We start from the raw sequence: 22,263 nt of genomic DNA on the forward strand, positions 1-22,263 counted from the left end.
TTCCATTTAGAATGTGGTGTCACACATACACAACAACAAGCCATCTCTATACGCTATCAAATATTGACTTCTTTCTCTTCATTCCTTCTGCCTAAATGAGAAGATTTCTGATAACATAAATAATCAGCAATCTGACAAAAACCAACAAGCAGCTTCTTCGAGATCCATACCAACATCTACAACGAAAGGAAGCCCAATTAAGATCAAGTCATAAATAAACAAAGTGCCTAAAATTTACTGCATACACGATATCTTAGAATGATTACTATGACCTGTAAAGCTTTAGCATCCTTAACCGGTATAGCTGGGATGATGCAATAATACCTCTCAGTGTCGTAAAATGATGTGATAACACATCACATAACTCTTATATTTTGTAAATCGCATCACATTCTCCAGAACTCTTAATATTTTGTGAATCATATCGTAACCGTGATTTAGTTGAAAACTGTCGTACGCGAAGATGTGAGCAATGCATTGCGTTGGGTTCCTGGCGAGCGGCTTAATCATCTCATCGAGGAAGCTTGCATCCGTTTTGCGACGAATGATGCAGTGATCGGAAGCAGCATCGTTTTTAGCTATAGCGATCTTAATCGCCGTGCAAATCAGCTCGCGCGCCATCTACTCGCACACGGAGTCAAGTCCGGCGACCGCGTTGCACTGATGTTTAACAGATCGCCAGAAACATACGTAGCGATGCTTGCGGTGATGAAAGTCAATGCGGCATATGTGCCGCTTGACGCTGCCTTTCCGAATGAACGTATCCGCTTCATCTTAGGAGACGCCAACGTTTCTGCCATCATATCAATGTCGAATTTCGCTGAGCGCCTCTCCAGCCTCCAGCAGGAGGTCGACAAGATATTTCTCGATTCTGAGCGGCCGGCAATCGATTCACAGGCAGCAGATCCATTGACTGATATTGCGCAGCCCACAGAGCCGCTATGCTACATCATCTACACATCAGGCACCACCGGTAATCCCAAGGGTGTCGGTATCGGACACGCAAGCATTTGCAATTTCGTGCGTATAACCAGTGAGCTTTACGGCTATGCGCCATGCGATCGCGTCTATCAGGGCATGACGATTGCGTTTGATTTCTCAGTCGAGGAGATTTGGGTGCCACTGATGGCCGGTGCAACGCTCGTTCCGGGCCCAGCCGGCACGACTTTGATGGGCGACGAGCTTGCAGACTTTCTGCGTGAACGCCGCGTGACTGTGATGGCTTGTAGTCCGACGCTGCTTGCCACCATCGAACAGGACGTGCCTGACCTGCGGATCTTGCTGGTCGGCGGCGAGGCTTGCCCGCAAAATCTCGTGGCCCGATGGTATCGCTCAGGCCGCCACATTCTCAACACTTACGGTCCCACCGAGGCGACTGTCACGGCGACAATGACCGAGCTGCGGCCAGACAAGCCGGTCACGATAGGCGTACCGCTACCGACCTATTCAGTTGTCATCCTAGATCCTCAAGAAGACAAGACCGTTCCGACTGGCGAGCTCGGTGAAATCGGTATCGCGGGCATCGGACTAGCTCTTGGTTACATCAATCGCGATGACCTGACGAAGCAGAAGTTCATTCGTGATTTCCTGCATATCGAGAACAATTCCTCAGGCCGAATCTATCGCACTGGCGATCTTGGTCGGATCCAAGAGAACGGTGAGATCGATTACCGCGGCAGGATCGACACTCAGGTCAAGATCCGCGGCTATCGCATCGAGCTCAAAGAAATCGAAGCGGTGCTGCTCGACCTACCACAGGTCGCGCAGGCCGCCGTGACAACATTCGAGGCCGAGGAGGGTATCGTCGAAATCGTCGCCTATTATGCTCTCAAGCAGGGGGTTGTCGAGCTGCCGCCTAGTGAGATTTCGCAGGCGCTGCGCAGCAAGCTTCCCGTTTACATGGTGCCTGCCTTCCTCGAACAGGTCGACGCCGTACCAATGACATTGAGCAACAAAGCTGATTACAAGAGGCTGCCTAGGCCGCAGCAGTTGCAGCGTGTTTCTGCCGCCACGCAGGGGTATGTCCCGCCGAAAACCGACCGCGAGCGCATGCTGCATGCCGCGCTTACCGGGGTTATTCGCGCCGAGCATGTCTCGACGGAGGCACACTTTTTTGATGATCTCGGTGCTAACTCGCTATTGATGGCGCGCGTCTGTGCGGCAATTCGCAAGAATCCGGGTATGTCGAACGTTTCGATGCGCGATATCTACATGAATCCAACGATCGCCAAGCTCGCATATCATCTCGATTCGTCGTCTATTGACAAATCTGTCGTTACAACCAAGCCGGAACCCTTCCACACTCCATCGACTCTGTCATACGTCACGTGTGGTGCTCTGCAGATTGGATTCTTGGCGGCCTATCTGCTGTTCAACCTTTGGATCCTCTGGGCCGGAGCTCTGTGGGCGTTTGACTCCCAGAGCATGGTCGAGCTTTACGCGCGCAGCGTCGCTTTTGGCTCAGGAGAGTTTGCCTTACTGTTCGCGCTTCCCATCGCGGCGAAATGGCTGATGATTGGCCGCTTCAAGGCACAATCTATTCCGATCTGGAGCTTTGCATATTTCCGTTTCTGGGTCGTCAAGTTCATGATGCGCACATCGCCTGCGGCTGCCTTTATCGGCACACCACTCTACAATGTATATCTGCGCCTGATGGGTGCGAGAATCGGTCGCAACGTGATCCTGAACTGGCGGTCCGCGCCAGTCTGTACTGACCTTGTGACGATCGGTGACAACACAATTGTCCGCAAGAACACGATCCTGCTCGGCTATCGCGCGCAGTCAAACTTCATCCATACCGGCCCGGTGGCGATCGGCAGCAACGCGTTCGTTGGTGAAGCGAGTGTGCTCGACATCGACACTGCGATGGGCGACAACACGCAGCTCGGTCATGCCTCATCGCTGCAGAGCGGCCAGCGTGTGCCGGATGGCAAGCGCTTCCATGGCTCGCCGGCTATCGAGACGTCCTCTAATTATTGCCCGATCGACGGAAGGAACGGCGTTGCGCTCCGAGGCGCCCTATATGTGTCACTCATCCTTGCGACACCGCTCCTGATCGCCGTGCCTCTGGTAATGTCCCTCATCTACTACGTCTGGGATTGGTATTGCCAGTCTCCTGTAATCTCTTTGAATTGTCCAGCGATCTCCTCCCTGTCGATTCCCTTGCTGCTTGCTCTTTCGGCGGTGTTCTTCTTCGGCGCGCTTAGCCTCGGGCTGGCGGCGATATATATCATCCCGCGTCTCTGCATGATGGCGCTGCGGCCCGGTGTGACCTACACGAATTTTGGCTTCCACTACCTGCTGCAGAGCATCATCCGGGGCGTCAGCAACTCGGAGTTCTTCTGCACTCTGTTCGGCGACTCGTCAGCCATAGTGACGTACATGCGCTACCTCGGTTGGAACCTAAACACGGTCTATCAGACCGGCTCGAACATGGGCAACGAACAGTTTCATGACAATCCATTTCTCTGCAATATCGGCAGCGGCACGATGGTTTCGGATGGAGTGTCGATGACCAACATGCAGATGTCAGCGACGTCGTTCCGGCTTGAGGAATCGAAGATCGGCGACCACAACTATCTGGGTAGCGCAATATCTTACCCGCCAAATGGTCGCACCGGAAACAACGTCCTGCTCGGCACGAAGATCATGGTTCCGATCGACGGCCCGGTGCGCGAGAACGTCGGGCTGCTAGGCTCACCGCCCTTTGAGATTCCGCGCATGGTCAATAGCGATCGCGATGTCATTAAGTCGTTCGACGAGCAGACACGCCGTGCCCGGCTGCGCCGGAAGAATGTGTACAATTTCGGCACGGCCTTGATCTTCCTCGCCAGCCGGTGGGTAGCGTTTTTTTCTTCCGTGTTCATGCTCTGGCAAGCATTCGGGAGCTACAATCATTTCGGCATCTTCGGATTATTCGCTGCCATCGTGGCGGTTACCGCCTTCAACATGGCCTTCTTTATCGTGCTCGAGCGCGCTATCCTTTCCTTCAAGCGACTCCAACCTCGGCTCGTCTCCATCTACGATCCCTATTTCTGGTTGCACGAAAGGTACTGGAAGCTAAATCCTCTCTTTATCTTGATCATGTTCGCCGGCACTCCGTTCCGCGGCATGCTGCTTCGCGCCATGGGCGTGAAGGTCGGTGCCAAGCTGTTCGATGACGGCTCAGTCATCCAGGAACGCTCGCTTACCGAGGTCGGCGACTACGCCAATCTGAATGAGGGCTGTATAATGCAGGGACACTCACTCGAGGAAGGCGTGTTTAAATCCGACTACATCCGGCTCGGCAACAGATGCTCGCTCGGCCCCGGTGTCTTCGTCCACTACGGTGTCAGGACCGGAGACGACGTCGTGATCGACCCGGATTCCTATCTGATGAAGGGCGAGATCCTAGACTCTCATACAGGCTGGCGTGGAAATCCTGCTAGGCTGGCGCGCTGTCATGAGGCTCAGACCGAGGTTTGCATCCAGAACGTTGTTGAGCCTAAAAATGACGCAGTTGCACGCGCCCTAGACAGGCGGTGCAGTGGCAACTCTGCCAAGAATTGAAATAACAGAGGCAATTCCAGAAACGAGAACAAATGCAGCTATTGCTCCTGCTATGTTTTTTGTCAGGATTTGGCTTTCCTTTTTTGTCTGCAAATACACCTTTGTACTTGTTTTTGCTTTAACTAGAGTTTAACGCGCACCGGTTCTATACTGTCAAACCATGAAATTCATGGGGTAACATAACTGCTATCTTGTAATCCTATACGGCATTCAATGAGAAAAGTTGATGGAGAGCATCAATTATTGGCTGATAAGTGACTGGCCGATGAGCGAAGCTTAACCATCACGTCATAATTCTACTTTCTGGTCGGATTTGGCGATAGTAGAATTTCAACAGACCAGATACAAGAGAAGATCGATTGGCAGCACCCCTATGGCAGGTGCCCGCGGTTCTAAAACTCTAATTTCCGACGGTACGGTCGATCCCTCGCTTCAGCACACAATCGACACCCTCGCTGTGCCTGGTCTGCTGATCGGCCATCGTGTGATCTCGCAAGGAGATGAGCTCGCGCTGCTCTACGAGGAGACGGAATCGTTTTCCTTCCCTGCGATCGAGAGGCGCCGCGCCAGTGGCGCGGCACGGCATGTGGCACGTGAGCTGATGAACTCGATGGGTGTTGCCGGTCTTCCGATCCTCAGGAGCAAATTTGGCGCCCCGATCTGGCCCGCAGGAGTAGTAGGATCGATGGCGCACGATAATCGAATTGCTGTAGCCGCTGTTGGGCTGCGGCGTGACCTGGATGCGGTCGGAATCGATATCGAACATGCGGTGCCGTTGCCGCCAGACATACTCGAACTGATCGCCACATCGCGAGAGCAGCATGCCATTGCTGACAACCAGTTAGGAGCAAAGCTTCTCTTCGCCATCAAGGAGGCGGTCTATAAGGCGGCCTATCCGCTAGATCATGAGTTTCTTGATTTTCACGACATCGAGGTCGACCTTGCCCGCCGGCTTGCCACGACCCGAACCGGACGTACGCTAGCGCTCCACTGGTGTGTTTTATCTCACATACTGGTCGTGGCGACGATTCAGAAGACTTCAATGGACCACTTGCCCTCTAGTTGAAAAAGCTCAAGTCAGATCGACTGCAGCCCTTTGAGGCTCACGTGCCCGGCCTTGCCGACTAAGTTATGGTGGTGTACAGCTATGCCGAGTTCGATCTTGATTACAAATAATGCGAATAATATTGACAGCCAATTAATCTACACCACTGTCTGGTGCAGTGCTCTACAAGACGGTGTCCGTCGATTTTAGCCACCAACAGGACTTTGATGTTCTTAAAAAATAAGGCTTTTTACCTTGCTAGACTCCCTATGAGCCAGTTAGTCCAGAGAAAGCAGCAGGATGTGGATTGCTTTTCAAGGATTACCTGTTCTCGCATTTCCAAGGAGAGGATGTTGAGGTTCCAAAACGATTCAGCAGTGCATTTAACGTATGTATTATGTTGGAGGAGCTTTGTTGGGATGGTGATTACCATGGCGTTGACGCTAATGTAAGAGACTGTAAATGTAAAGCGTCTACGCATCAAAACAAAGTATTTCCAGAGCTATTTGAAAGGCTGGGGAAATAGAGGAGATTGCCAGTAAGGTGAACCGTCGTGGTTCAGAGCGTATGGTGCAGAAGCTTCTAGTCAATCGTCAAATGAGAGCCGGCAATACTCGAACCTAAAAGGGAGCGGGCCCAGAGGGACTCGAACCCTCGACCAACTGCTTCGCAGGCAGCCATTCTGTCCAAGCTGAACTATGGGCCCAGTGGAGGAAAAGTCTCGGCCACCTTAATTAAAACGTACGTAGCATCAGCCGGCTTCCTTTATGGCGGCGTCGGCCTGTGCGCTGTAATTCAGCGAAAGCGAGAACAGGTCCAGCGTCTTTTGATACTCGGCCTTGTCGCCCGTCAGAAGGTACGCCTTGAAATGCTCGTTGCTGTCCTTCTCTGTCTGTATCGCCTTTACCAGCAGGCTGCGGGCCTCGGTGTACCGCTCGGGCGTCTCTAGCGCGTTTGACCTGTCTATAAGCGACTGGTACCTTGGCATGTATTTGTCTACGATTCCTGCCATCGTGGCGTTGTCGTACTGGCCTGCCTTCCACTTGCCCTCCTCTGCTTGGTACTCTCGCGTCAGGGCAATAGAGTCAAGCGCGATTCCGTTCCACTTTTGTTTGAACTCGTCGTTCTGGGCATTTGACACCTGCAGCATGACCATGATGCCTATGAGGACAGCGATTGCCGCAAAGCCTGCAATCGCCACGAACCTCGACACCCGATTCTTTCTGACCATTCCCTGCAGGGAACATTGACTGCAAAGTAGAAAATAAACTAAGCGACAGCGGCCGGATTTCTGCTTCATTCTCTGCTGCAGAGTGCAAGACCGTGAAAAGGTCTTGCTGCCTCACCTGCTGTGTGGGTGTGGGAAATCTGACTGGAAAAAACCAGGGTGGACCTAGGGTTACAAAAGCCTGATGACGCCGCATCAAGTTTTTCTTCACCCATAATCTATTATAGGCACTTTTCGCTCTCAACTTCCAGAGAGAATGTCGGAAGCGGGAGCGCCAGCATCAGCACCAGCGCCTTCGGAGGTCCCTGATACCAAAAAGACCATAGCGCAGCCCCCGCTCAACATACTGTTCAACCCCTCTGCCGTGATACGCAAGGACGTGTGGAACGTCGATATTGTCCGACTGCTTGAACTGTTTCTGCAGCTGATAAACGCGACGGGCAACAAGGACCTAAGGATATGCGGAATTGCGGCCGTCTCATCTTCCATGATATATCGGCTCAAGGTGGAAAGCATCTTTCTCCTAGAGAAAATCGCGATGCAGAAAAAGGGCATCGAAGATCCTCAGCAGCTCCCGGTACCGCAGCTGAACACCCTTGACCTTCCCTTCAGGGTAGAGTCCACGTACCCTGTCTCTGTCGAGGATCTGTTAAAGGTGCTAGAGAACATGATAATGGAGCTTGCAAGCCCGCGACCCCGCAAAAAGCAGGTGGAACTAGAGCCGGTCCAGACGTTCAATTTTGACCAGTACCTGGTAAAGTTTGAGCAGATAATCCAAGGCTATGAGGACATGATATTTGATATCGTAAGCGCCGACGGCCCAACCATGTTCAAGACGCTGGTGGCCAAGATGGAGCCGGTAGAGACGGCGCGCTGTTTCATCGCGCTTCTATACCTCGCCATGAAGGGCAAGGTGGACCTGGAGCAGCAGGACGACTCTGACGATGTCAGGATAACTCTGAAACTGCCCGAGCAACCGCAGCAACAGTAAAGTAATTCCCCGGCTTTTTCAAGACAGTGCGCGAGTCTCTCCCAGAAGACGAAGTTGCCGCAAGGATAGAGGCTGCGCTCTATTCTGCAGGCCGGCCGCTCACCGTGGACGAGCTGATACGCGCGTCCGGTACAAACTCGAAGGAAAAGACTATGCGCGTCGTAAATGACCTCGTGAAAAAGACAAAGACAGTGTTCAAAGCGATTGAAGTGGTCCAGCTTGAGGACGGCTCGTACGTCTTTCAGCTAAAGCCCGCCTATACTCCTCTGATTCGTCGGTTTGCGCAGCACCCGCTCGTGCCTGCCGCCGCGCTAAAGACGCTGACCTATATCGCGTACGAGCAGCCAGTCACCTCAAAGCGCTTGGTGCAGATACGGGGGAGCCAGGTGTACCAGCACGTCAAGGAGCTTGAGCAGATGCAGTTTGTCGAGCACGAGAATCTGGGCAGGCTCAAGGTGTACCGTACTACGAAAAAGTTCCAAGAGTATTTCGGCATAACCGACCTCAATTCTATGAAGAGCAAGCTGGTGGCCGAGACAAACAGGGAAAACCCGAAGCCGTCGCCTGCAGCCCCAGAAAAGTCTTAATTAGAGTATTTAATACATTAGAGAACGCAATATGCGCAAGTCGATAGAGAATCTTGCGGGCCGCAAGCTGACTGGCGGACGCAAGCTCGCCAACAGGATCAGGAGAAAGTCCGAGATTGACAGGTATCCAAATGAAGCTACCGTCGGCACGACCGACATTGTCACGAGAAGGGTAAGGGGCGCAAACGTCAAGGCAGCCTTCAAGACCGTGGAATTTGCAAACGTCATGGACCCGGAAGCAAAGAAAGCGACCAAGTCCAAGATACTGACCGTGACAAAGAACCCTGCAAACCGCGACTATGAGAGAAGAGGCGTTGTTAGCAAGGGCGCGATAATAGAGACAGAGGCAGGCTCTGCGCTTGTCACCTCCAGGCCGGGCCAGAACGGCGTGGTAAACGCTGTCCTGATAAAGGCCAAGCAGTAATTTTTTTCTTTCAGGAAATTTTTAAAATTTTATTTAAAATAAAAAAAGAGAGAGGAGGGGCAGGCTTGCCCTGCCATTCCGCTCGCTCAGTGGATCTGTATGTTTCCGCCGCTAAGGGTTCCTCCCCTCATGTAGACAGTAGTGTTGGACGGGTCCTTGATGACAATGAGGAACGAGTCATTTGTCCCCGGCTCGCCGTTGTCCTTGACTATTGCCTTGAAGGTGTAGCCCGAGACGCCGTTGACCTCTGCGGTGCCCTTGAACGTTGCTGTCGTGCCGCTTGGGTCTATTGCAAGCGCCGTCATGGACTCGCTGTGCAGCTTGATGTTCTCAAGTTTGTCGTTGAACTGGAGCTGGCCCTTGAACGTGGTGCCGTCTCCTGACTGCACGTTGAACCCTGCGTTGGTGTTGTTGTCAAGGTTTGCCTGCCCTCCCGTGACTTTGCCCGGAGAGCTTGGCAGGCCCTTGACGTCTACGGTGACAGTCGCATTGTCTGTCAGGCCGTGGCCGTCACTTATGGTGTAGGTAAAGGTGTCCGTTGCGTCAAAGATGGACGGGTCAGGCGTGTAGGTTATGGTGCCGTCGCCGTTGATGACTGCCGTGCCCTGCGCCGGCGAGGATACCGAAACGACCGTCAGCGTGTCACCATTGGGGTCGGTGTCGTTTGCAAGGACGCCTATCGTGACGGGCGTGTCCTCAAGCGTGCTTGCCGAGTCATCAACTGCCACCGGCGGACCCTGGACGTTTATGAACGCCTGCGGTATGCTTGCCGTGCCTGGCGTCCCATCTGGGTTTGTATAGTCTACTTGCGACTCTGAAAGGTAGTTTACCGGCAGGTTGTTGCCTGCAAGGGTAGAGCTCGCATCGAACGTGACTGCAAACGTCTCGTTGCCCAAGAGCTTGTTGTCGTTGTTGCCCACATGCTGCGCGACGTTGTCCCACGTCATCTGGGTCTGGCCGCCTGGCAGCGTGACTATGCTGTCTGGCGCGATGCTAAAGCTGCTCTCGCCGACAATATAGTCCTGCGTGGTCTCGACCAGTTTCACATCAGAGGGCGCGGTGTTGATGACTATTTGCTGGAGAATCGCGTTGAATATGGCATCGAGGTTTGCAGGAGATGGTGCGTTGAAAAACTGGCCGCCTGTGGCAGACGCCATGTCTGTCAATGGGCCCGGCGATGCGCCGCTGCCGAGGGCAATCGAGTAGATCTTGTAGCCCTTGCTTGCCGCGTTGGCCGCGGGTCCGCCAGAGCCTGCCGGCGTGTACGTCCCGACGCCGTCTGTCAGAAATACGATGACCTTTGTGGAGCTGCCTGTCCTCGTGTTGCCGTCAAGCATGGCTATCGCCCCGTTGAGACCCGCGTTGAGGTTCGTGCCTCCAGACGCGTCCACGTTATTGATGTTAGTCTTGAGCGCGCCAAAGTTCTGCGTGAGGCCGAATGCAAAGTCAACGTTGTCGTCCCAGCTGACAACTCCTCCCTGGTCCCTCGTGGAGTTGAGCTTGTCAACGAACGATTTTGCGGCTGCAATCCTGAGGTTGGACGGGTCATTGATGGTCATGCTGCCCGAACTGTCGATGGCAAACACCACGTCAATCGGTAGTGTCTCTGTCAGGGTGCCTCCAAATCCTTGCACCGTCAATGTTATCTGGGTGGTGTCCGGTGTACCTGCGCCTTGGACAAATATGTTGGTCGGAGACGCCGTCTTGGTAACCAGTACCTGGTTATTGGCTGTTGCCGCTGCTGGTCGTACTGCGCCAATGGCTGCAAAAACTAGTACGCCTATTACGGCTGTTGCCAAAAGTTGTTGTAATGCTCTCATGGCACCTGCTCGTGGAGGATGTATCTATAAAAAAATTCCGAAAAGGGATACTATAATGAGATTCTTCTATAATAGAAGATTTTCACATTTTTTTACCATAAAACGACAATTGACGAAATATGAGGCATGTTGCAATAGTTTTAAAATATAAACCACCTTTTGCTAACTGCGAGACAGAGCCTTGAAGGACTATGACCACGTCATACTCTGGCTGGACTACTTTAACAAGAACCTAAAGCGCCGCCAGGGAAGAAAGGTCAAGCGCGACCACGCCGTCTTTGATCCAACAGTGCAGGAGCTCTTGGAAGCAGTCAAGACTGCCGGCTACCAAGTTGAAGACGACGCAGTGAACGAGTCCGCGAGGTTTCCAAGAAGATCGTTTGTCAAGTCCGGCTATGTCATGCTTGCCAAGAAGGAAGGCGTGAAAAAATCAAAGGTGATCTCTAGCGTCGCAGAGAAGCTGTTGCAAAAACGCGCGAGGCAAAAATCCGGGAAAAAGTAACAGACTGAAATTTAACAGCGGCCGCAACAATATTGTTCATCAACAAACATAACAAATTTGACCGAAGCTTATGATAGCAAGCAGGAGCTGATTGTGGAAGTGGGGGAGATCGGGGAAGTCATGCATCTAGCAAAGAGCGGAAGGTTAATCGTAAAACTAAACGCGGCAGGAAAAGGCATCAGACCGGGTGAGGTGCTTATAGACTCTGCCGGCAGACGGGTAGGCAAGATTGCGGAACTGATAGGGCCGGTGAGCGCGCCGTACGCCTCTGTCATCCCGATGACAGACAGGACTGCAAGGCTCTCCGGTGCCAAGGTGTTTGCCGGCGGGCAGCAGGCAAGGCCGCCGCAGGGGCGCAGACAACAGCAACAACAGCAGCGCGGCAGGGAAAGAAGGGGGCGCAGGAATTGACTACAAGCGAATACTGCACGCAGTGCCCGGAATGCAGCGCAAACCTGATCCAGGACTATTCAAAAGGCGAGTTCATCTGCGAGCGCTGCGGATACGTCGCCATGGACAGCGTCTATGATTTTGGCCGCGAGTCAAACGCGACCGACTTTGAGGAAAAATCCAAGAACACTAGGGCGTCCGGCTCTACCAGCCTTGCGCTCCATGATTACGGCCTGAGGACGGAAATCGCCTCCGGCTCCAAGGACTATGCCGGCAAGTCGATCGACTACCAGATGGCCGAGCAGATGAACAGCATCCGCAAGTGGCACATACGCAGCAGGATAGTGTCGCCGCAGGAACGCCGGCTTTCAAACGTGCTTACAAAAATAAACGAGACGTGCGCGGCGATGTCTCTTCCAAAACTGCTCGTCGAAACGGCGGCGATGCTATACCGCAACTATGAGAATATGCAGGAGGCAAAAGGGAAATCAATAGCCTGCATGGCGGCTGCGACAATCTACCTTGCGTGCAAAAAGTGCCGGGTGGTACGCTCGCTTGACGAGATAGTGGAGGCGACCGGCGTTACTGAACAGGACAGGTCGAGCGTGAAACTTGCCTCAAAATACTACCGCATGATGGTGATGGAGATGAGCGCGTTTGCAGAAGAGGCGCCGGGGCAACAGCAGGAAACGCAGCAGCAGGCACCGGTAATGGCAATGGCCGTCGACCACTACATCTCTAAACTGTCGAACATGGCCAAGATTGACACCAAGGTGGAGCGCCTTGCAATAGACATCGCGCACAAGACCGACGACCACATGCTTGCCGACGGCAAGGCTCCGAATGGGCTTGCGGCGGCATACATCTATGTCTCGTCGATACTGCTTGGAATAAACATACTCCAGCGCGACGTGTCCAGTCTTTCCGGCGTGACAGAAGTGACGATACGCAACCGATGCAAGGACATGTTGACGGGGTTCAAGCTGACCGTCACCGTGAGGCCGCAGGCAAAGCCTGGGCTGGCCTGACCCTCTTTTTCTTGTAGGTTTGGAAAAGTGCGGATTTTACCGCCAATATTTACCATCTAAAGGATGTGCTCAGCAGCAGGCATACCATATAACCTCTCGTAAAATTGTTTATTAGAAAGGAGTTCCATAAATGGGCAAATGCTATGCCGAGCTTGCGGTAGCGAGATGAACGCAGCCGAGTTCTGCCCTGAATGCAACGAGGCGGTCCTCTGGAAGTGCTCGTCTTGCGACCGGGAAAATGACAAGTCGATACACACCTATCATCCTGCGGAAAGAGACAGCCCATCTGCGAGGGCAGCGTCCGTCATGGGTGCGATACTTACAATGGTGTCAGGCATGAGTGTCGCCCTTACTCTGTAGGGTAGTCGGGCTCGCTGTTTCTTTTGTGGCGCAAGTACAGCGCGACGCCAATAAGGGCCGCAAGTATGCCGATGAGCACGAAAAACGTGGTCTCATTCTTGACGCTTCCTTCCGGCAGTATTGCAAATACTGCCGCGATAACAGTGTCTAGCATCAACAAGTAATCAGCTGTCCTTGCCTTTTATTCATTTGTATATATACATGCATCTTTATCTTTCAGCCGCCAGCTTTAGCGCCGTCGAGACGACATCAGCGCCCATGAGCAGCCCGAGGCTTCCTTTTCTGCCATAGCCCTCCGTAAAGCGGGCGCTACTGTCCTGCCTGACGCCATTTCCAGACACGAGCAGCGGGACAGGATCGTCACTGTGCGCTTTTTTGATGCATGGAGTAGAGTGGTCGCCAGACACAACTATCACCGGGTTTTTCACACCTGCCAGCTCTTTGGCAAGGACTCCGAAAAAGCGCCTGTCGATTTCTTCGAGGTTGCGCTTTTTGCCCTTGGCGTCGCCGTCGTGGCCAAACTCATCGGGGCCCTTTAAATGCACATAGACAGCGTCGACGTTTTTCAGGCTCTTTGCGGCCACTTTGGCCTTCAGCTCATAGTCATCAAGCGAGCCAGCCTCGTACATCTTCATGCCGAGGACCTTGGAGATGCCGACTTCGACCGGCATCTCTACGATGCAGCCTATCGGGATGCCGTACTTTTCGTTGATGGGCTGGACCTCCGGGAACCTGTTGCCAGAATCCCTGGCAAGTATGCAGTTCATAGGGTTCCTGCCTGCCGCCTTTCTGGCGACATTAACAGGGTGGTCGCGCAGTATCTTTATCGTCTGCTCTGTAAACTCGTTTACTAGCTTTGCAGCCATTTCGGCTTCCTTGCTGTCGTCCTGCGGCTTGGCCTCTTGGACGTAAATGTCGTCGGACGTGGCCTTGGCCACTCCCATGCCTTCCACCTTGTCGTAAGCAGGGTCAGTATTCGTTATCTTGTCTGACATCTTTATCTTGCTGTGGTGTATCCTTATCACCACGCGGTGCGCCACGGTGGGGACGAGCGCTATTGAGGCATCCTTGTCGCTGAACTTTATCCTGTCGACGAGGGTCTTGCATACTGCGGCTGCTTCCTCTTTTGTGATGACCCTGCCGGCACGCCTGTCTGTAATCTTGTTCTTGTCGTCGACGGTCGCAAAGTTGCCCCGCAGCGCAAGGTCGCCGTCGCGAAAGTCGATGCCGCAGCCGATTGACTCTATTACCCCGCGGCCGACGTAGCCACCCTTGCGAAAGCTGTAGCCTAGCATGTTAAAGACGGCGATGTCAGACTGCGGCGCGATTCCCTTTCCGACGGTTATCACGCGGCCCATCGCGCCGTTCCTTGCAAGGGCGTCGAGGTTTGGCGTGTAAGCAGCTTCAAGCGGTGTAAGGTCGTTCAGAGCCGAGTGCGGCAGGTCACCGACGCCGTCAAGGAGCACGTAGACAATTTTAACAACGCCGTCTTTTCTCATGCTGGCATGGACACGACGCGTCAATTTATTTTTTCTTTTTCCCTCGTTTTGCGGGCTTTTTGTAATAAGCAAAATACCTGCGGAGGTTCTTTGTGTGCGGCTCGATTGTCGCAAACACCTCGTCCTGCTCTTCCTGCGTCAATTGGCGCCTGTGCCTTTCGAGCACGAGCCCTTCTGCAAGGCCGGTGTAATAGCCCGCCCTCTGGCCATACAAAAAGTCGTACGCGCTGGTGCACTTCCACACCTTTTTCAGCTTTGGCACCCTGCTCTTTGGGACCCTGGGCGCCTGCAGGTCGCTTTGGATGGCAGCCTCTATGATGCTCTTGATGTCGCCGTCAAGTGGCATATGCTATGTCCTTGGCAGGTGCGGAAAAAAGCGTTGCTGTTATTAGAAACCTTGGCGCATGATCTTTGTTGGAGCTGCTATGCAGGTTCTGCGGCAAGGCAGTCGTGGACGACGAAGGCAACAGGACGGAGGATTTTGGGATTGTACAGCGCGGGACGTACATCTGCGCACGCTGCGCAAAGGCGCTTGAATTCGCGCTGGGCGACTAGCGTGCAGAACCTTTAATTAAAAGTGTGGGGAGCATTTTTCCGGGCACATGAGGGAGCTGCGCAAAGACTATGTTCTGGACAGGTTTGTCCTCGTCCCAGACTCTTCTTCTCTTGCGGAACAACAGCAGGACGAAAAGCAACATGACAAGTGCCCGTACTGTCCCGGCAACGAGTCGATGACCTCGCCGGCGCTCCTTGCACTTGTAGTGAAGGACGGTATGCTCCAGCGCCTGTCGGACAGCGAGGACAGCATAATCGACGACTGGTCCGTCAGGGTGTTTGAAAGCAAGAACCCGGTCGTCACTACAACCGCCGCCGCAAGCTACAGCGACAAGCCGCTCTACAGCGAGCCAGCATACGGCTACCACCAGATAGTGGTCGCCACGCCGGACCACAAGCAGAGCCTGCCGCAGATGTCAGTTGAGCAGTGGGGCAACGTCCTTGTAGTAATCCAGGACCGCGTCAGGTGGCTGTACACGCAAAAGAGCGTGACCTATGTATCGATATACGTCAACAGCGGGGCCGGCGCTGGCGCGCAGGTGCCGCACCCGCATCTCAACATCGTCACCTTCTCCTCGATTCCCCCCGCAATAGAGCTTGAAGCGGAAGGCTCGCACAGGTTCATGAACGAAAACGGCAACTGCCCGGCATGCAACATGATTTCAGTAGAGTCCAGCGGACCGCGGCAGATACTTGCCACAGACAGCTTTCTAGCCTTCTGCCCGTGGGCGCCGACGTACCCGTACGAGTTCTGGATATACCCAAAGAGGCACATCACCTCGTTTTCAAAGATAACGCAGAAGGAGATAAACGACCTTGCGCTTATTATGCGTGCGACCCTCGGCGGCATGTCAAAGGCGCTAAAGGACGCGCCGTTCAACCTAGTCTTCCACCTGTCGCCGGAGAAAAAGAACAGCCGGCAGATCCACTGGCACATAGAGGTCTACCCACAACTGATGACGTGGTCGGGCCTAGAGCGGGGCTTTGGTGTCTATGTGAACAACGTCAAACCGGAAAAGGCGGCTGAAATCCTCGGCTCTGCATGTAGAAAAGAGCTTGCCGGCTTGGTCGGCATCACGTAGTAGTAGCAGAGGCCGCCAAAAAACCAATCATTTAATTACCAACTGCTGAAAATAAACCGCCATGAAACTCGAGACCTGGATAGCTCTGGGCTCAATCGGGCTGTCTGCAATGTTCGTGACGATACTTCTCTCATTTTACAACTTTTTGATTACCCAAGGCGCTGACCCAAGCAAGATAATCGACCCTGCCGGCCTGCTCGTGCAGGAAGTGTCTATATCAGCCGCGCCGGCGGTGGTCCTTGCCGGCGTCGTATTTGCCATGTCCAGGACGACCGGCAACAAGCCTGCGGGCCTCTTGTTGATAGCGTCAGGCACGATAATGCTTGCCGGCATGATTGGGGCGTCCGGCCTGCTTCCAAATATACACCGGCAGTACCTGGTGGGCGGGGGAGTAAGCGCGGTGCCGTACGTGTTTATGGCCGCCGGGGCCGGCGTGGTCGGGATAGGCGCTTACTTGGCACTAGTGTCAAAGAAGAGCAGGTCTGCCGGCAACCTGGATGATCTCCGTTGAAAGATAAAGAAGGTGCCGAGCTGGACGTATCGCGGGACCTGCTCCCGATAAAAATATCCGGCAACCTTTCCACCGTGTTTGAGCAGGCAAGAAAACAAAAGAGCCCAATACTTGCCGTCGTGACAGGGACAAAGCCAGACTTTTACAAGCAGGCCCCACTGATGGTTGAAGCCGCCAAGGAAAACGTGCCTTCCTTTGTGATAAACACGGGCCAGCATTTTGACGACGTGCTCGGCTTTGGGATGCACGAGTTTAACCTGAACGACTTTGTAGGCTGCAACTTGCAGATACGCGGCGACCTTATGGAAAAGGCAAGCGAGTTGATATTAAAGTTCGGCTACTTTGGCCGGTACTGCAGCAAGAACTTTAACAACGAGTCTATGCTCCCCATCGTGCACGGTGACACGCTTGTCGCCGGCATCGCCCCGCTTGCATGGGTATTTGGCATGGGCAAGAAGGTGGGCCAGAACGAGGCCGGCCTGCGCTCGATGGGCCCGGAGATGATGAAGCATCTATCGCCGGCAAAAGAGCCGACGAAAAAGGCGTTGCGCGACCTCGTGCACAGCCAGTTTGAGGGCAGGTGGTTCCTCGCAAGGGAGGAGCCGTTTCCCGAGCAGATAGACACATGGATATGCTCCGCCGGCACGCAGTTCTTTTTTGCGCCGACGCAGCTAAACAAGGACAACCTGGTAAGGGAAGGGTATCCGGAAGAGTTTGTGCACGTAGTTGGAAATTCAGTAGTTGACGCGATACACCAAAAACGCAAGGAGCGCCCGGGCCAGAGCATCTTTTCTGTATATCCGCAGCTGGAAAAGGACGAGTGGATAAGGATGGACATACACAGGCGGGAGAACCTGACTGAGCGACGTTTCACATCCATAATCGGCGGGCTTGTCGACATTGTCGAGCGCACCGACAACAAAGTAGTCCTCGTGATGCTCAACGCGACTGCTTCGGCGCTAAGGCAGTACGGCCTTGAAAAGAAACTGCAAGACCTCGCCGAGTCGCACAAGGATAAATTCTTGATGACGCCTCTGTGGAAAGAGTACGCTCACGTCGTGGAATTCCTAGACAGCGGCCGGTGCTGGGCAGAGATGACCGACTCGGGCTCGATGCAGGAAGAGCTGCTTTATTTCCCAAAGGTGGCATCACTCACTGTCCGGCTGAACACCGACAGGCCAGAGACGGTGTTTGACGCAAAGAGCAACATACTGGTGCCTCCGCTCAACCGTGCGTGGATTTCCTCGATGGCAAAAGAGGCGCACGAAAAGGGCGAGGGCCTTGGGCTGCAGCTGCGAAAGAAAAAACAGATCTACGGCAGGCCGGGGCAGGTGTCGAAAAAGATAATCAGGATAATCAAAAAAGAGTTTGAAAACGGTGATGCCAACTTTTACCCGTGGCTGCACCAGCGCCTCGGATTGTGGAAGGAGAAACAGAGCATCAGCTACATGTGATTTGCTACCGCGCACAAAGAGGGAGGGGGCGTGTTTCCCGTGGAACATCTAGCTTGTTTAAAAGAATTAATTAAACTGCAAACTTGGCTCTTCTGACGCCGGCCTTCTTTCTCTCTTGCGCGGTAGAAAGGAACACGTCTCTCATCATCTGCTCGTACGCCTTGCTCATTTGCTGGCCGCGCCTTGGCATCACCTTTCTCTGCGTCTCTATCGCAGACGCAAGCTCGAGCTCGGCGTTTCTTGCGCCGATGCCTTTTCCGTATATCGTAAACGACGGGACGTCGCCTGCGACAAGGCCATGGAGGTGCGACGAGACTCCTATCCTGCGGCCGCTGTAGACGAGCGTTCCAATGGATGTCTTGCTCGTGTCAGCAAAGAATGAGCCCAGCTTGTCAAGGCCGGTGTCGCGGCCTTCAATCCGTATCTTGCCGTACGTCATCTTTAGGTCGGAAGTTGTGGTCATGGCGCCAAGGTTGGCCCACTCGCCGACGTACGAATGTCCCACAAAGCCGTCGTGCGCCTTGTTCGTGTAATCGGAGATTATAGAGTGTTCTATCTCGCCGGCGACTCTGCAGTTCCTGCCGATGTAACTCTTTTCTATTATAGAAAACTGCTTGACCTGCGCCTGCGAGCTGATGTATGCCGGGCCTACTATCCTGCTCTGGGCGACGTACGCGCCGGGGCCGATGTAGATGCCGCCGCTTCTTGCGTCAAGCACCGATCCCTCTTCAATCTCTGCGCCTTCCGCCACCACCGCGTTCTGCCCAAGCACTCTTGCACCCTGTATCGTCTCGTTTGACTGCTCCGCTGCCACTGTCTGCATCGACAGCGCGTTTTCAAGCACCTTTATCAAGTCCCACGGCTCTGACAGCAATCCTTCTTCGCTCTGCGCGTCTGTGGATTTTTCTACTGCAAGCGCCTTTATGCTAACGGGCTTGCCGGCCTCGACGCATTTCTGCAAGTACTCTGCCGGTTTTTTTGAAAGGCGCGCCACCAGCAGCCGGTTTCCAGAGGTTATCGCAAAAGCGTGGTTTACCTTTGACAAGCGGGGCAGGTCGAGCGTGGCAGGGTGCAACAGCCCGTTTACAAAGATAGTGTCAGAGTCAAGAGAACTCGGGTTTACCTTGCAGCCGTCGTGCCTTTCTGCCGTGATTTTTTCAAGATACCTGCGCACTAGCAGTGCATCCGGCGCGTTGCCTGCGTACGAGGATTCTTCAAAAAACGTCCTTGCGCCTACCTTGAGGTCAAAGGTTGCCCTCGTCAACGTGAGCGGGGCAAAGTTGCGCCAGTGGTGGTCCTCAAAGAGCGCAAAGGGCATGTTCTATATCTTGCCCAGCCTGCTTGCAAACTGCTTGTAGGCGTTGAGATACGACTTTTTGTCGCCGATGTCTATGAACCCCGAGCCGTCCACCTCGAACGACCTGACCTTCTTTTTCTGCGAAAGGACGCTTCTCACGGCGTCGTCCATGCCAAACGAGCCTGCCCTTGGTATCGATTTCAGGAACTCTGGCTCCATGATGTAGCAGCCTATGTTGATGAGGCCGCTTATCTCGGGCTTTTCGCGCCAGCCGGTGATTTCGTTGCCTTCCACGTCGATAAAGCCGTATTTCAGTTTAGTAGAATAGTGCATGAGCGCCATCGACACGAACGCGTTGCTCTCCTTATGCATCTTTAGCATCTTGCGCAGGTTGAACTCGTACACCGAGTCGCCATAGACGCACACAAACGTGTCGCCGGCAAGCATCTTTTCCGCGGTCTTTAGCTGCCCTGCAGTCGCAAGCGGGCGCTCTGCGCGTGCATAGTCTATCTTGACGTTGAACCTGCTTCCGTCCTCGAAATAGTCCTCGATTGTCCTGTGGAGGTAGCTGACGCAAATTACTATCTCTTTGATGCCGCCGGCGTTTCTCAGCCACTCTATCGTGTATTCAAGTAGGGGTTTGTTGCCTAGCGGGAGCATCGGCTTTGGTATGAAAAAGGTGTACGGCTGGAGCCTCGTGCCGAGGCCGCCTGCGAGTATGACTGCTTTCATCGCCGGCGTCTTTGTCGCATCCCGTACTATATAAGGTAAGACCGCATTTCCTATAGAAGAACACTCAACAAACCTTCAGTATCTGCTCTATCTTGCGCACCACTTCTGCAGGGTTCCTGCCAAATACAGTCATCATGGGCTCCTTGCCAACGTCGCCTTCGTGGTATATCACCTCAGCCCCGGGGTTTTGGAAAAGCGCGGCCCTCGTGCCCCATGATATGGTAGAGCCCTCTTTTCTCTTTACATCTCTAGGCTCTTTGCTTCTGTCGTAGCTGGATACTTTGAACAGGGACTTGCACGCGGCGAGGATGTCCCGGTCCAGCCTGACGTTGATGACTGCCCTCGTTGACGGGCTGACGCTCATGTACGCAAGGACGGCAGACGCCATGTGCCTCGACGCTCCAAACTCTACCCTTGACACCTGCACGGCCGCATTTCCTGCCTTTACTATCCTGCCGCGCACCGCCGCGACTTCTGCGTGGCTTGCGGCGTCCGGGAGGGCATATGCAAAGTTGGTCTGCGTTTCTGGTATCAGCCGGTAAAATCCCTCCAGCGAAACGAGCCTGTCGACTGCCGCCTGCAGATCGTAAAGCACCCTGTGGCGCATGGCGTCTCTGTATATCGCAGAGAGCGGGTTTGTGACCGGAAGGCCCTTTCCGACCGTAACCGCGTTTTTGATGGCGTCGTGCACGTACTCGTTTGCCATCCTGCACGCCTCTTCGAGTGCAAATCCTCGCGCAAGGTAGGCGGTGACTGCCGCGGAAAAGTTGCAGCCCGAGCCGTGGCTCTCCTCGATGTCGATTCTCGGGTTTGTAATCTCTGTGACCTTGTTATTGTTGCTGCTCAAAAGTATGTCAGTCACAGTCTCTTTGCCGAAATGCCCGCCCTTTACGATTACATTCTTTGCTCCGAGCGTCTTTAGCCTCTTTGCAGCCTCGACGCCGTCGCCCTCGCTTCTTATCTTCACGCCGGACAGTTTCTCAGCCTCCATCCTGTTAGGCGTGACAAGCGTCGCAAGCGGGATCAACTCTGAAACAAACGGCTCCAGCGCGTCGTCCTTTAGCAGTTTTGCGCCCGTCCCTGCGGCAAGTATCGGGTCGAGCACTATGGGCACCTTTGCGGATCTCAGCGACCTTGCGACGGCGCCTATCACCTCCTCGCTGTAGACCATGCCTATCTTGATTGCAAAAGGTCGCAGGTCTGCCATCACGGATCTTACTTGCGCCTCGACTATTCTCGCTGGGACTTCGTGTATCTCGGCCACCTTTTTCGTGTTCTGCGCCGTCAGCGCCGTTATCGCGGTGCAGCCATAGACTCCGAGGGCCGAGAACGTTTTCAGGTCCGCTTGGATGCCGGCGCCCGCGCCAGAGTCGCTCCCTGCGATGGAAAGCGCTACCCTTGTCAATTCACGGCAGGATAACAGAGATGACTTATTCAGTCTATCGGAACGCTCAGATTCGCTACTAATGGCGAACAATTCGCTATTAGCAAGGAAAACTCTGGACTCGGAAGGCTTTGGGTCGTTTCTTGCACAGGGAAGGAATGCGCAGACTGCCGCGCAGCGATTGACCTATGCACTTGGCGAAATACCCCGGCGCCAAGGATGAACTGTTTGGCGCCGAGGCGGATTAGGGTTCAGGCACGTTATTGCCTGATGTCATAATTACGCATTTCAAATATTAAGGACATTTGAAAAGTCCGCCCCCGCCTCAAGGATACCGCCAAAAGACAGGGACGGACCTACCGGTTGGCTCTCATACCTACCGGTGATTAGTCTATTCGCAAATCATAATTAGGAATTTCGGCCGGACAACTGGAAACACGTTCCGGTTCCTACAAAAGCAAACCGCCGGACCGGAAAGCAACAACTCTGACCGGTCGCGGCGAGAATGTTTGTCCGCCGGATGAGCTACAAGATCCGACCGTCTTCCTTTAATGATGAAACTAAAATGACATTCGACCTTTCTCTTGAAAGACAATCATCCCCGCCACGATCATGTTATCACATGACGGGGGTCGATGAAGCACTGATTCTTGCCGGTTGAGTCGGCAGCTACCCTTCCATGTTATCGCTTAAACGAGTATAGATCCCGGTCGTGTAACTTGGCCCGCGGGTCGTCATGGCGGCGGCCCGCGGGGAAGCGTGTTTGATTATCGTTGTCAGGTCGTCGTCGAACAGGAAGTACCCTGACCTTGTTTCTTCTTGTCCC

Annotated in this window: 21 protein-coding genes and 1 tRNA gene; 13 read left to right on the top strand and 9 right to left on the bottom strand. The window is 53.8% G+C overall.

Going from position 1 to position 22,263, the window contains the following annotated elements:
- Positions 1 to 441 precede the first annotated feature (441 nt).
- Positions 442 to 4,548 (top strand): Pls/PosA family non-ribosomal peptide synthetase, encoded by a 4,107-nt coding sequence (locus ACYOR7_RS04405; protein ID WP_479913228.1) that lies wholly within the window; start codon positions 442 to 444, stop codon positions 4,546 to 4,548.
- Between the two features lie 373 nt (positions 4,549 to 4,921).
- Positions 4,922 to 5,614, top strand: coding sequence for a 4'-phosphopantetheinyl transferase family protein (locus tag ACYOR7_RS04410; RefSeq protein WP_479913229.1), 693 nt, complete (start codon positions 4,922 to 4,924; stop codon positions 5,612 to 5,614).
- Between the two features lie 610 nt (positions 5,615 to 6,224).
- Here ACYOR7_RS04410 and ACYOR7_RS04415 read toward each other — a convergent pair.
- Positions 6,225 to 6,299, bottom strand: a tRNA-Arg gene (locus ACYOR7_RS04415).
- 45 nt (positions 6,300 to 6,344) lie between these two features.
- Positions 6,345 to 6,824, bottom strand: a complete 480-nt coding sequence (locus ACYOR7_RS04420; RefSeq protein WP_294807418.1) for a hypothetical protein — start codon at positions 6,822 to 6,824, stop codon at positions 6,345 to 6,347.
- A gap of 253 nt (positions 6,825 to 7,077) precedes the next feature.
- Between ACYOR7_RS04420 and ACYOR7_RS04425 the strand changes: the two genes are divergently transcribed.
- The 3 genes from ACYOR7_RS04425 to ACYOR7_RS04435 are packed head-to-tail and all read left to right on the top strand — an operon-like array spanning position 7,078 to position 8,823.
- Positions 7,078 to 7,812, top strand: coding sequence for a segregation/condensation protein A (locus ACYOR7_RS04425; protein WP_294807415.1), 735 nt, complete (start codon positions 7,078 to 7,080; stop codon positions 7,810 to 7,812).
- Positions 7,813 to 7,838: 26 nt separating this feature from the next.
- On the top strand, positions 7,839 to 8,399 hold the full coding sequence (gene scpB / locus ACYOR7_RS04430; RefSeq protein WP_479913230.1) for an SMC-Scp complex subunit ScpB: 561 nt from the start codon (positions 7,839 to 7,841) through the stop codon (positions 8,397 to 8,399).
- 31 nt (positions 8,400 to 8,430) lie between these two features.
- A complete protein-coding gene (locus ACYOR7_RS04435) occupies positions 8,431 to 8,823 on the top strand; it encodes a 30S ribosomal protein S8e (RefSeq protein ID WP_294807409.1) in 393 nt (130 codons plus the stop codon).
- Positions 8,824 to 8,909: 86 nt separating this feature from the next.
- Here ACYOR7_RS04435 and ACYOR7_RS04440 read toward each other — a convergent pair whose 3' ends face one another.
- Positions 8,910 to 10,622, bottom strand: coding sequence for an Ig-like domain-containing protein (locus ACYOR7_RS04440; RefSeq protein WP_479913231.1), 1,713 nt, complete (start codon positions 10,620 to 10,622; stop codon positions 8,910 to 8,912).
- Positions 10,623 to 10,824: 202 nt separating this feature from the next.
- Between ACYOR7_RS04440 and ACYOR7_RS04445 the strand changes: the two genes are divergently transcribed.
- The 4 genes from ACYOR7_RS04445 to ACYOR7_RS04460 all read left to right on the top strand — a co-directional run bounded on the left by ACYOR7_RS04445 (position 10,825) and on the right by ACYOR7_RS04460 (position 12,923).
- Positions 10,825 to 11,145 (top strand): signal recognition particle subunit SRP19/SEC65 family protein, encoded by a 321-nt coding sequence (locus tag ACYOR7_RS04445; protein ID WP_294807404.1) that lies wholly within the window; start codon positions 10,825 to 10,827, stop codon positions 11,143 to 11,145.
- A gap of 120 nt (positions 11,146 to 11,265) precedes the next feature.
- Positions 11,266 to 11,556 carry an H/ACA ribonucleoprotein complex subunit GAR1 gene (locus ACYOR7_RS04450; RefSeq protein ID WP_479913232.1) on the top strand — a complete coding sequence of 97 codons (291 nt, stop codon included), beginning with the start codon at positions 11,266 to 11,268 and terminating at the stop codon, positions 11,554 to 11,556.
- Positions 11,553 to 12,563 carry a transcription initiation factor IIB gene (locus ACYOR7_RS04455; protein WP_294807398.1) on the top strand — a complete coding sequence of 337 codons (1,011 nt, stop codon included), beginning with the start codon at positions 11,553 to 11,555 and terminating at the stop codon, positions 12,561 to 12,563. Before ACYOR7_RS04450 ends, ACYOR7_RS04455 begins: the two co-directional genes overlap by 4 nt.
- A gap of 165 nt (positions 12,564 to 12,728) precedes the next feature.
- Entirely contained in the window at positions 12,729 to 12,923 is a 195-nt protein-coding gene (locus ACYOR7_RS04460) for a hypothetical protein (protein WP_294807396.1), read from the top strand.
- Here ACYOR7_RS04460 and ACYOR7_RS04465 read toward each other — a convergent pair.
- Genes ACYOR7_RS04465 through ACYOR7_RS04475 form a run of 3 tightly spaced genes read right to left on the bottom strand, consistent with a single transcriptional unit; the run spans position 12,913 to position 14,768 of the window.
- The gene (locus ACYOR7_RS04465) at positions 12,913 to 13,077 is read right to left on the bottom strand and encodes an LPXTG cell wall anchor domain-containing protein (protein ID WP_294807393.1); all 165 of its coding nucleotides are present in this window, start codon (positions 13,075 to 13,077) and stop codon (positions 12,913 to 12,915) included. The genes ACYOR7_RS04460 and ACYOR7_RS04465 overlap by 11 nt on opposite strands.
- A gap of 55 nt (positions 13,078 to 13,132) precedes the next feature.
- Positions 13,133 to 14,422 (bottom strand): BPG-independent phosphoglycerate mutase family protein, encoded by a 1,290-nt coding sequence (locus ACYOR7_RS04470; RefSeq protein ID WP_479913233.1) that lies wholly within the window; start codon positions 14,420 to 14,422, stop codon positions 13,133 to 13,135.
- A 25-nt stretch (positions 14,423 to 14,447) separates the two neighbouring features.
- Positions 14,448 to 14,768, bottom strand: coding sequence for a hypothetical protein (locus ACYOR7_RS04475; protein ID WP_294808438.1), 321 nt, complete (start codon positions 14,766 to 14,768; stop codon positions 14,448 to 14,450).
- A 68-nt stretch (positions 14,769 to 14,836) separates the two neighbouring features.
- On the opposite strand from ACYOR7_RS04475, the gene ACYOR7_RS04480 reads away from it, so the two are divergent.
- The 4 genes from ACYOR7_RS04480 (at position 14,837) to ACYOR7_RS04495 (ending at position 18,024) form a co-directional block, all read left to right on the top strand.
- Positions 14,837 to 14,977: a zinc finger domain-containing protein gene (locus ACYOR7_RS04480; RefSeq protein WP_294808435.1), complete on the top strand. Its 141-nt coding sequence runs from the start codon at positions 14,837 to 14,839 to the stop codon at positions 14,975 to 14,977.
- Positions 14,978 to 15,024: 47 nt separating this feature from the next.
- A complete protein-coding gene (locus tag ACYOR7_RS04485; RefSeq protein WP_479913234.1) occupies positions 15,025 to 16,059 on the top strand; it encodes a galactose-1-phosphate uridylyltransferase in 1,035 nt (344 codons plus the stop codon).
- A 61-nt stretch (positions 16,060 to 16,120) separates the two neighbouring features.
- Positions 16,121 to 16,570 (top strand): hypothetical protein, encoded by a 450-nt coding sequence (locus ACYOR7_RS04490; protein ID WP_479913235.1) that lies wholly within the window; start codon positions 16,121 to 16,123, stop codon positions 16,568 to 16,570.
- Positions 16,567 to 18,024, top strand: a complete 1,458-nt coding sequence (locus ACYOR7_RS04495; protein ID WP_479913236.1) for a UDP-N-acetyl glucosamine 2-epimerase — start codon at positions 16,567 to 16,569, stop codon at positions 18,022 to 18,024. Before ACYOR7_RS04490 ends, ACYOR7_RS04495 begins: the two co-directional genes overlap by 4 nt.
- A gap of 70 nt (positions 18,025 to 18,094) precedes the next feature.
- On the opposite strand, the gene ACYOR7_RS04500 is transcribed toward ACYOR7_RS04495, so the two are convergent.
- The 3 genes from ACYOR7_RS04500 to thiD all read right to left on the bottom strand — a co-directional run bounded on the left by ACYOR7_RS04500 (position 18,095) and on the right by thiD (position 21,458).
- Complete coding sequence (locus ACYOR7_RS04500; protein ID WP_479913237.1) at positions 18,095 to 19,342, bottom strand: putative sugar nucleotidyl transferase; 1,248 nt, start codon at positions 19,340 to 19,342, stop codon at positions 18,095 to 18,097.
- A gap of 3 nt (positions 19,343 to 19,345) precedes the next feature.
- The gene (locus ACYOR7_RS04505) at positions 19,346 to 20,053 is read right to left on the bottom strand and encodes a nucleotidyltransferase family protein (RefSeq protein ID WP_479913238.1); all 708 of its coding nucleotides are present in this window, start codon (positions 20,051 to 20,053) and stop codon (positions 19,346 to 19,348) included.
- Between the two features lie 64 nt (positions 20,054 to 20,117).
- The gene (thiD, locus tag ACYOR7_RS04510; protein ID WP_294805868.1) at positions 20,118 to 21,458 is read right to left on the bottom strand and encodes a bifunctional hydroxymethylpyrimidine kinase/phosphomethylpyrimidine kinase; all 1,341 of its coding nucleotides are present in this window, start codon (positions 21,456 to 21,458) and stop codon (positions 20,118 to 20,120) included.
- Positions 21,459 to 22,263 lie beyond the last annotated feature (805 nt).

This window comes from Candidatus Nitrososphaera sp. 86-2, assembly GCF_056726185.1.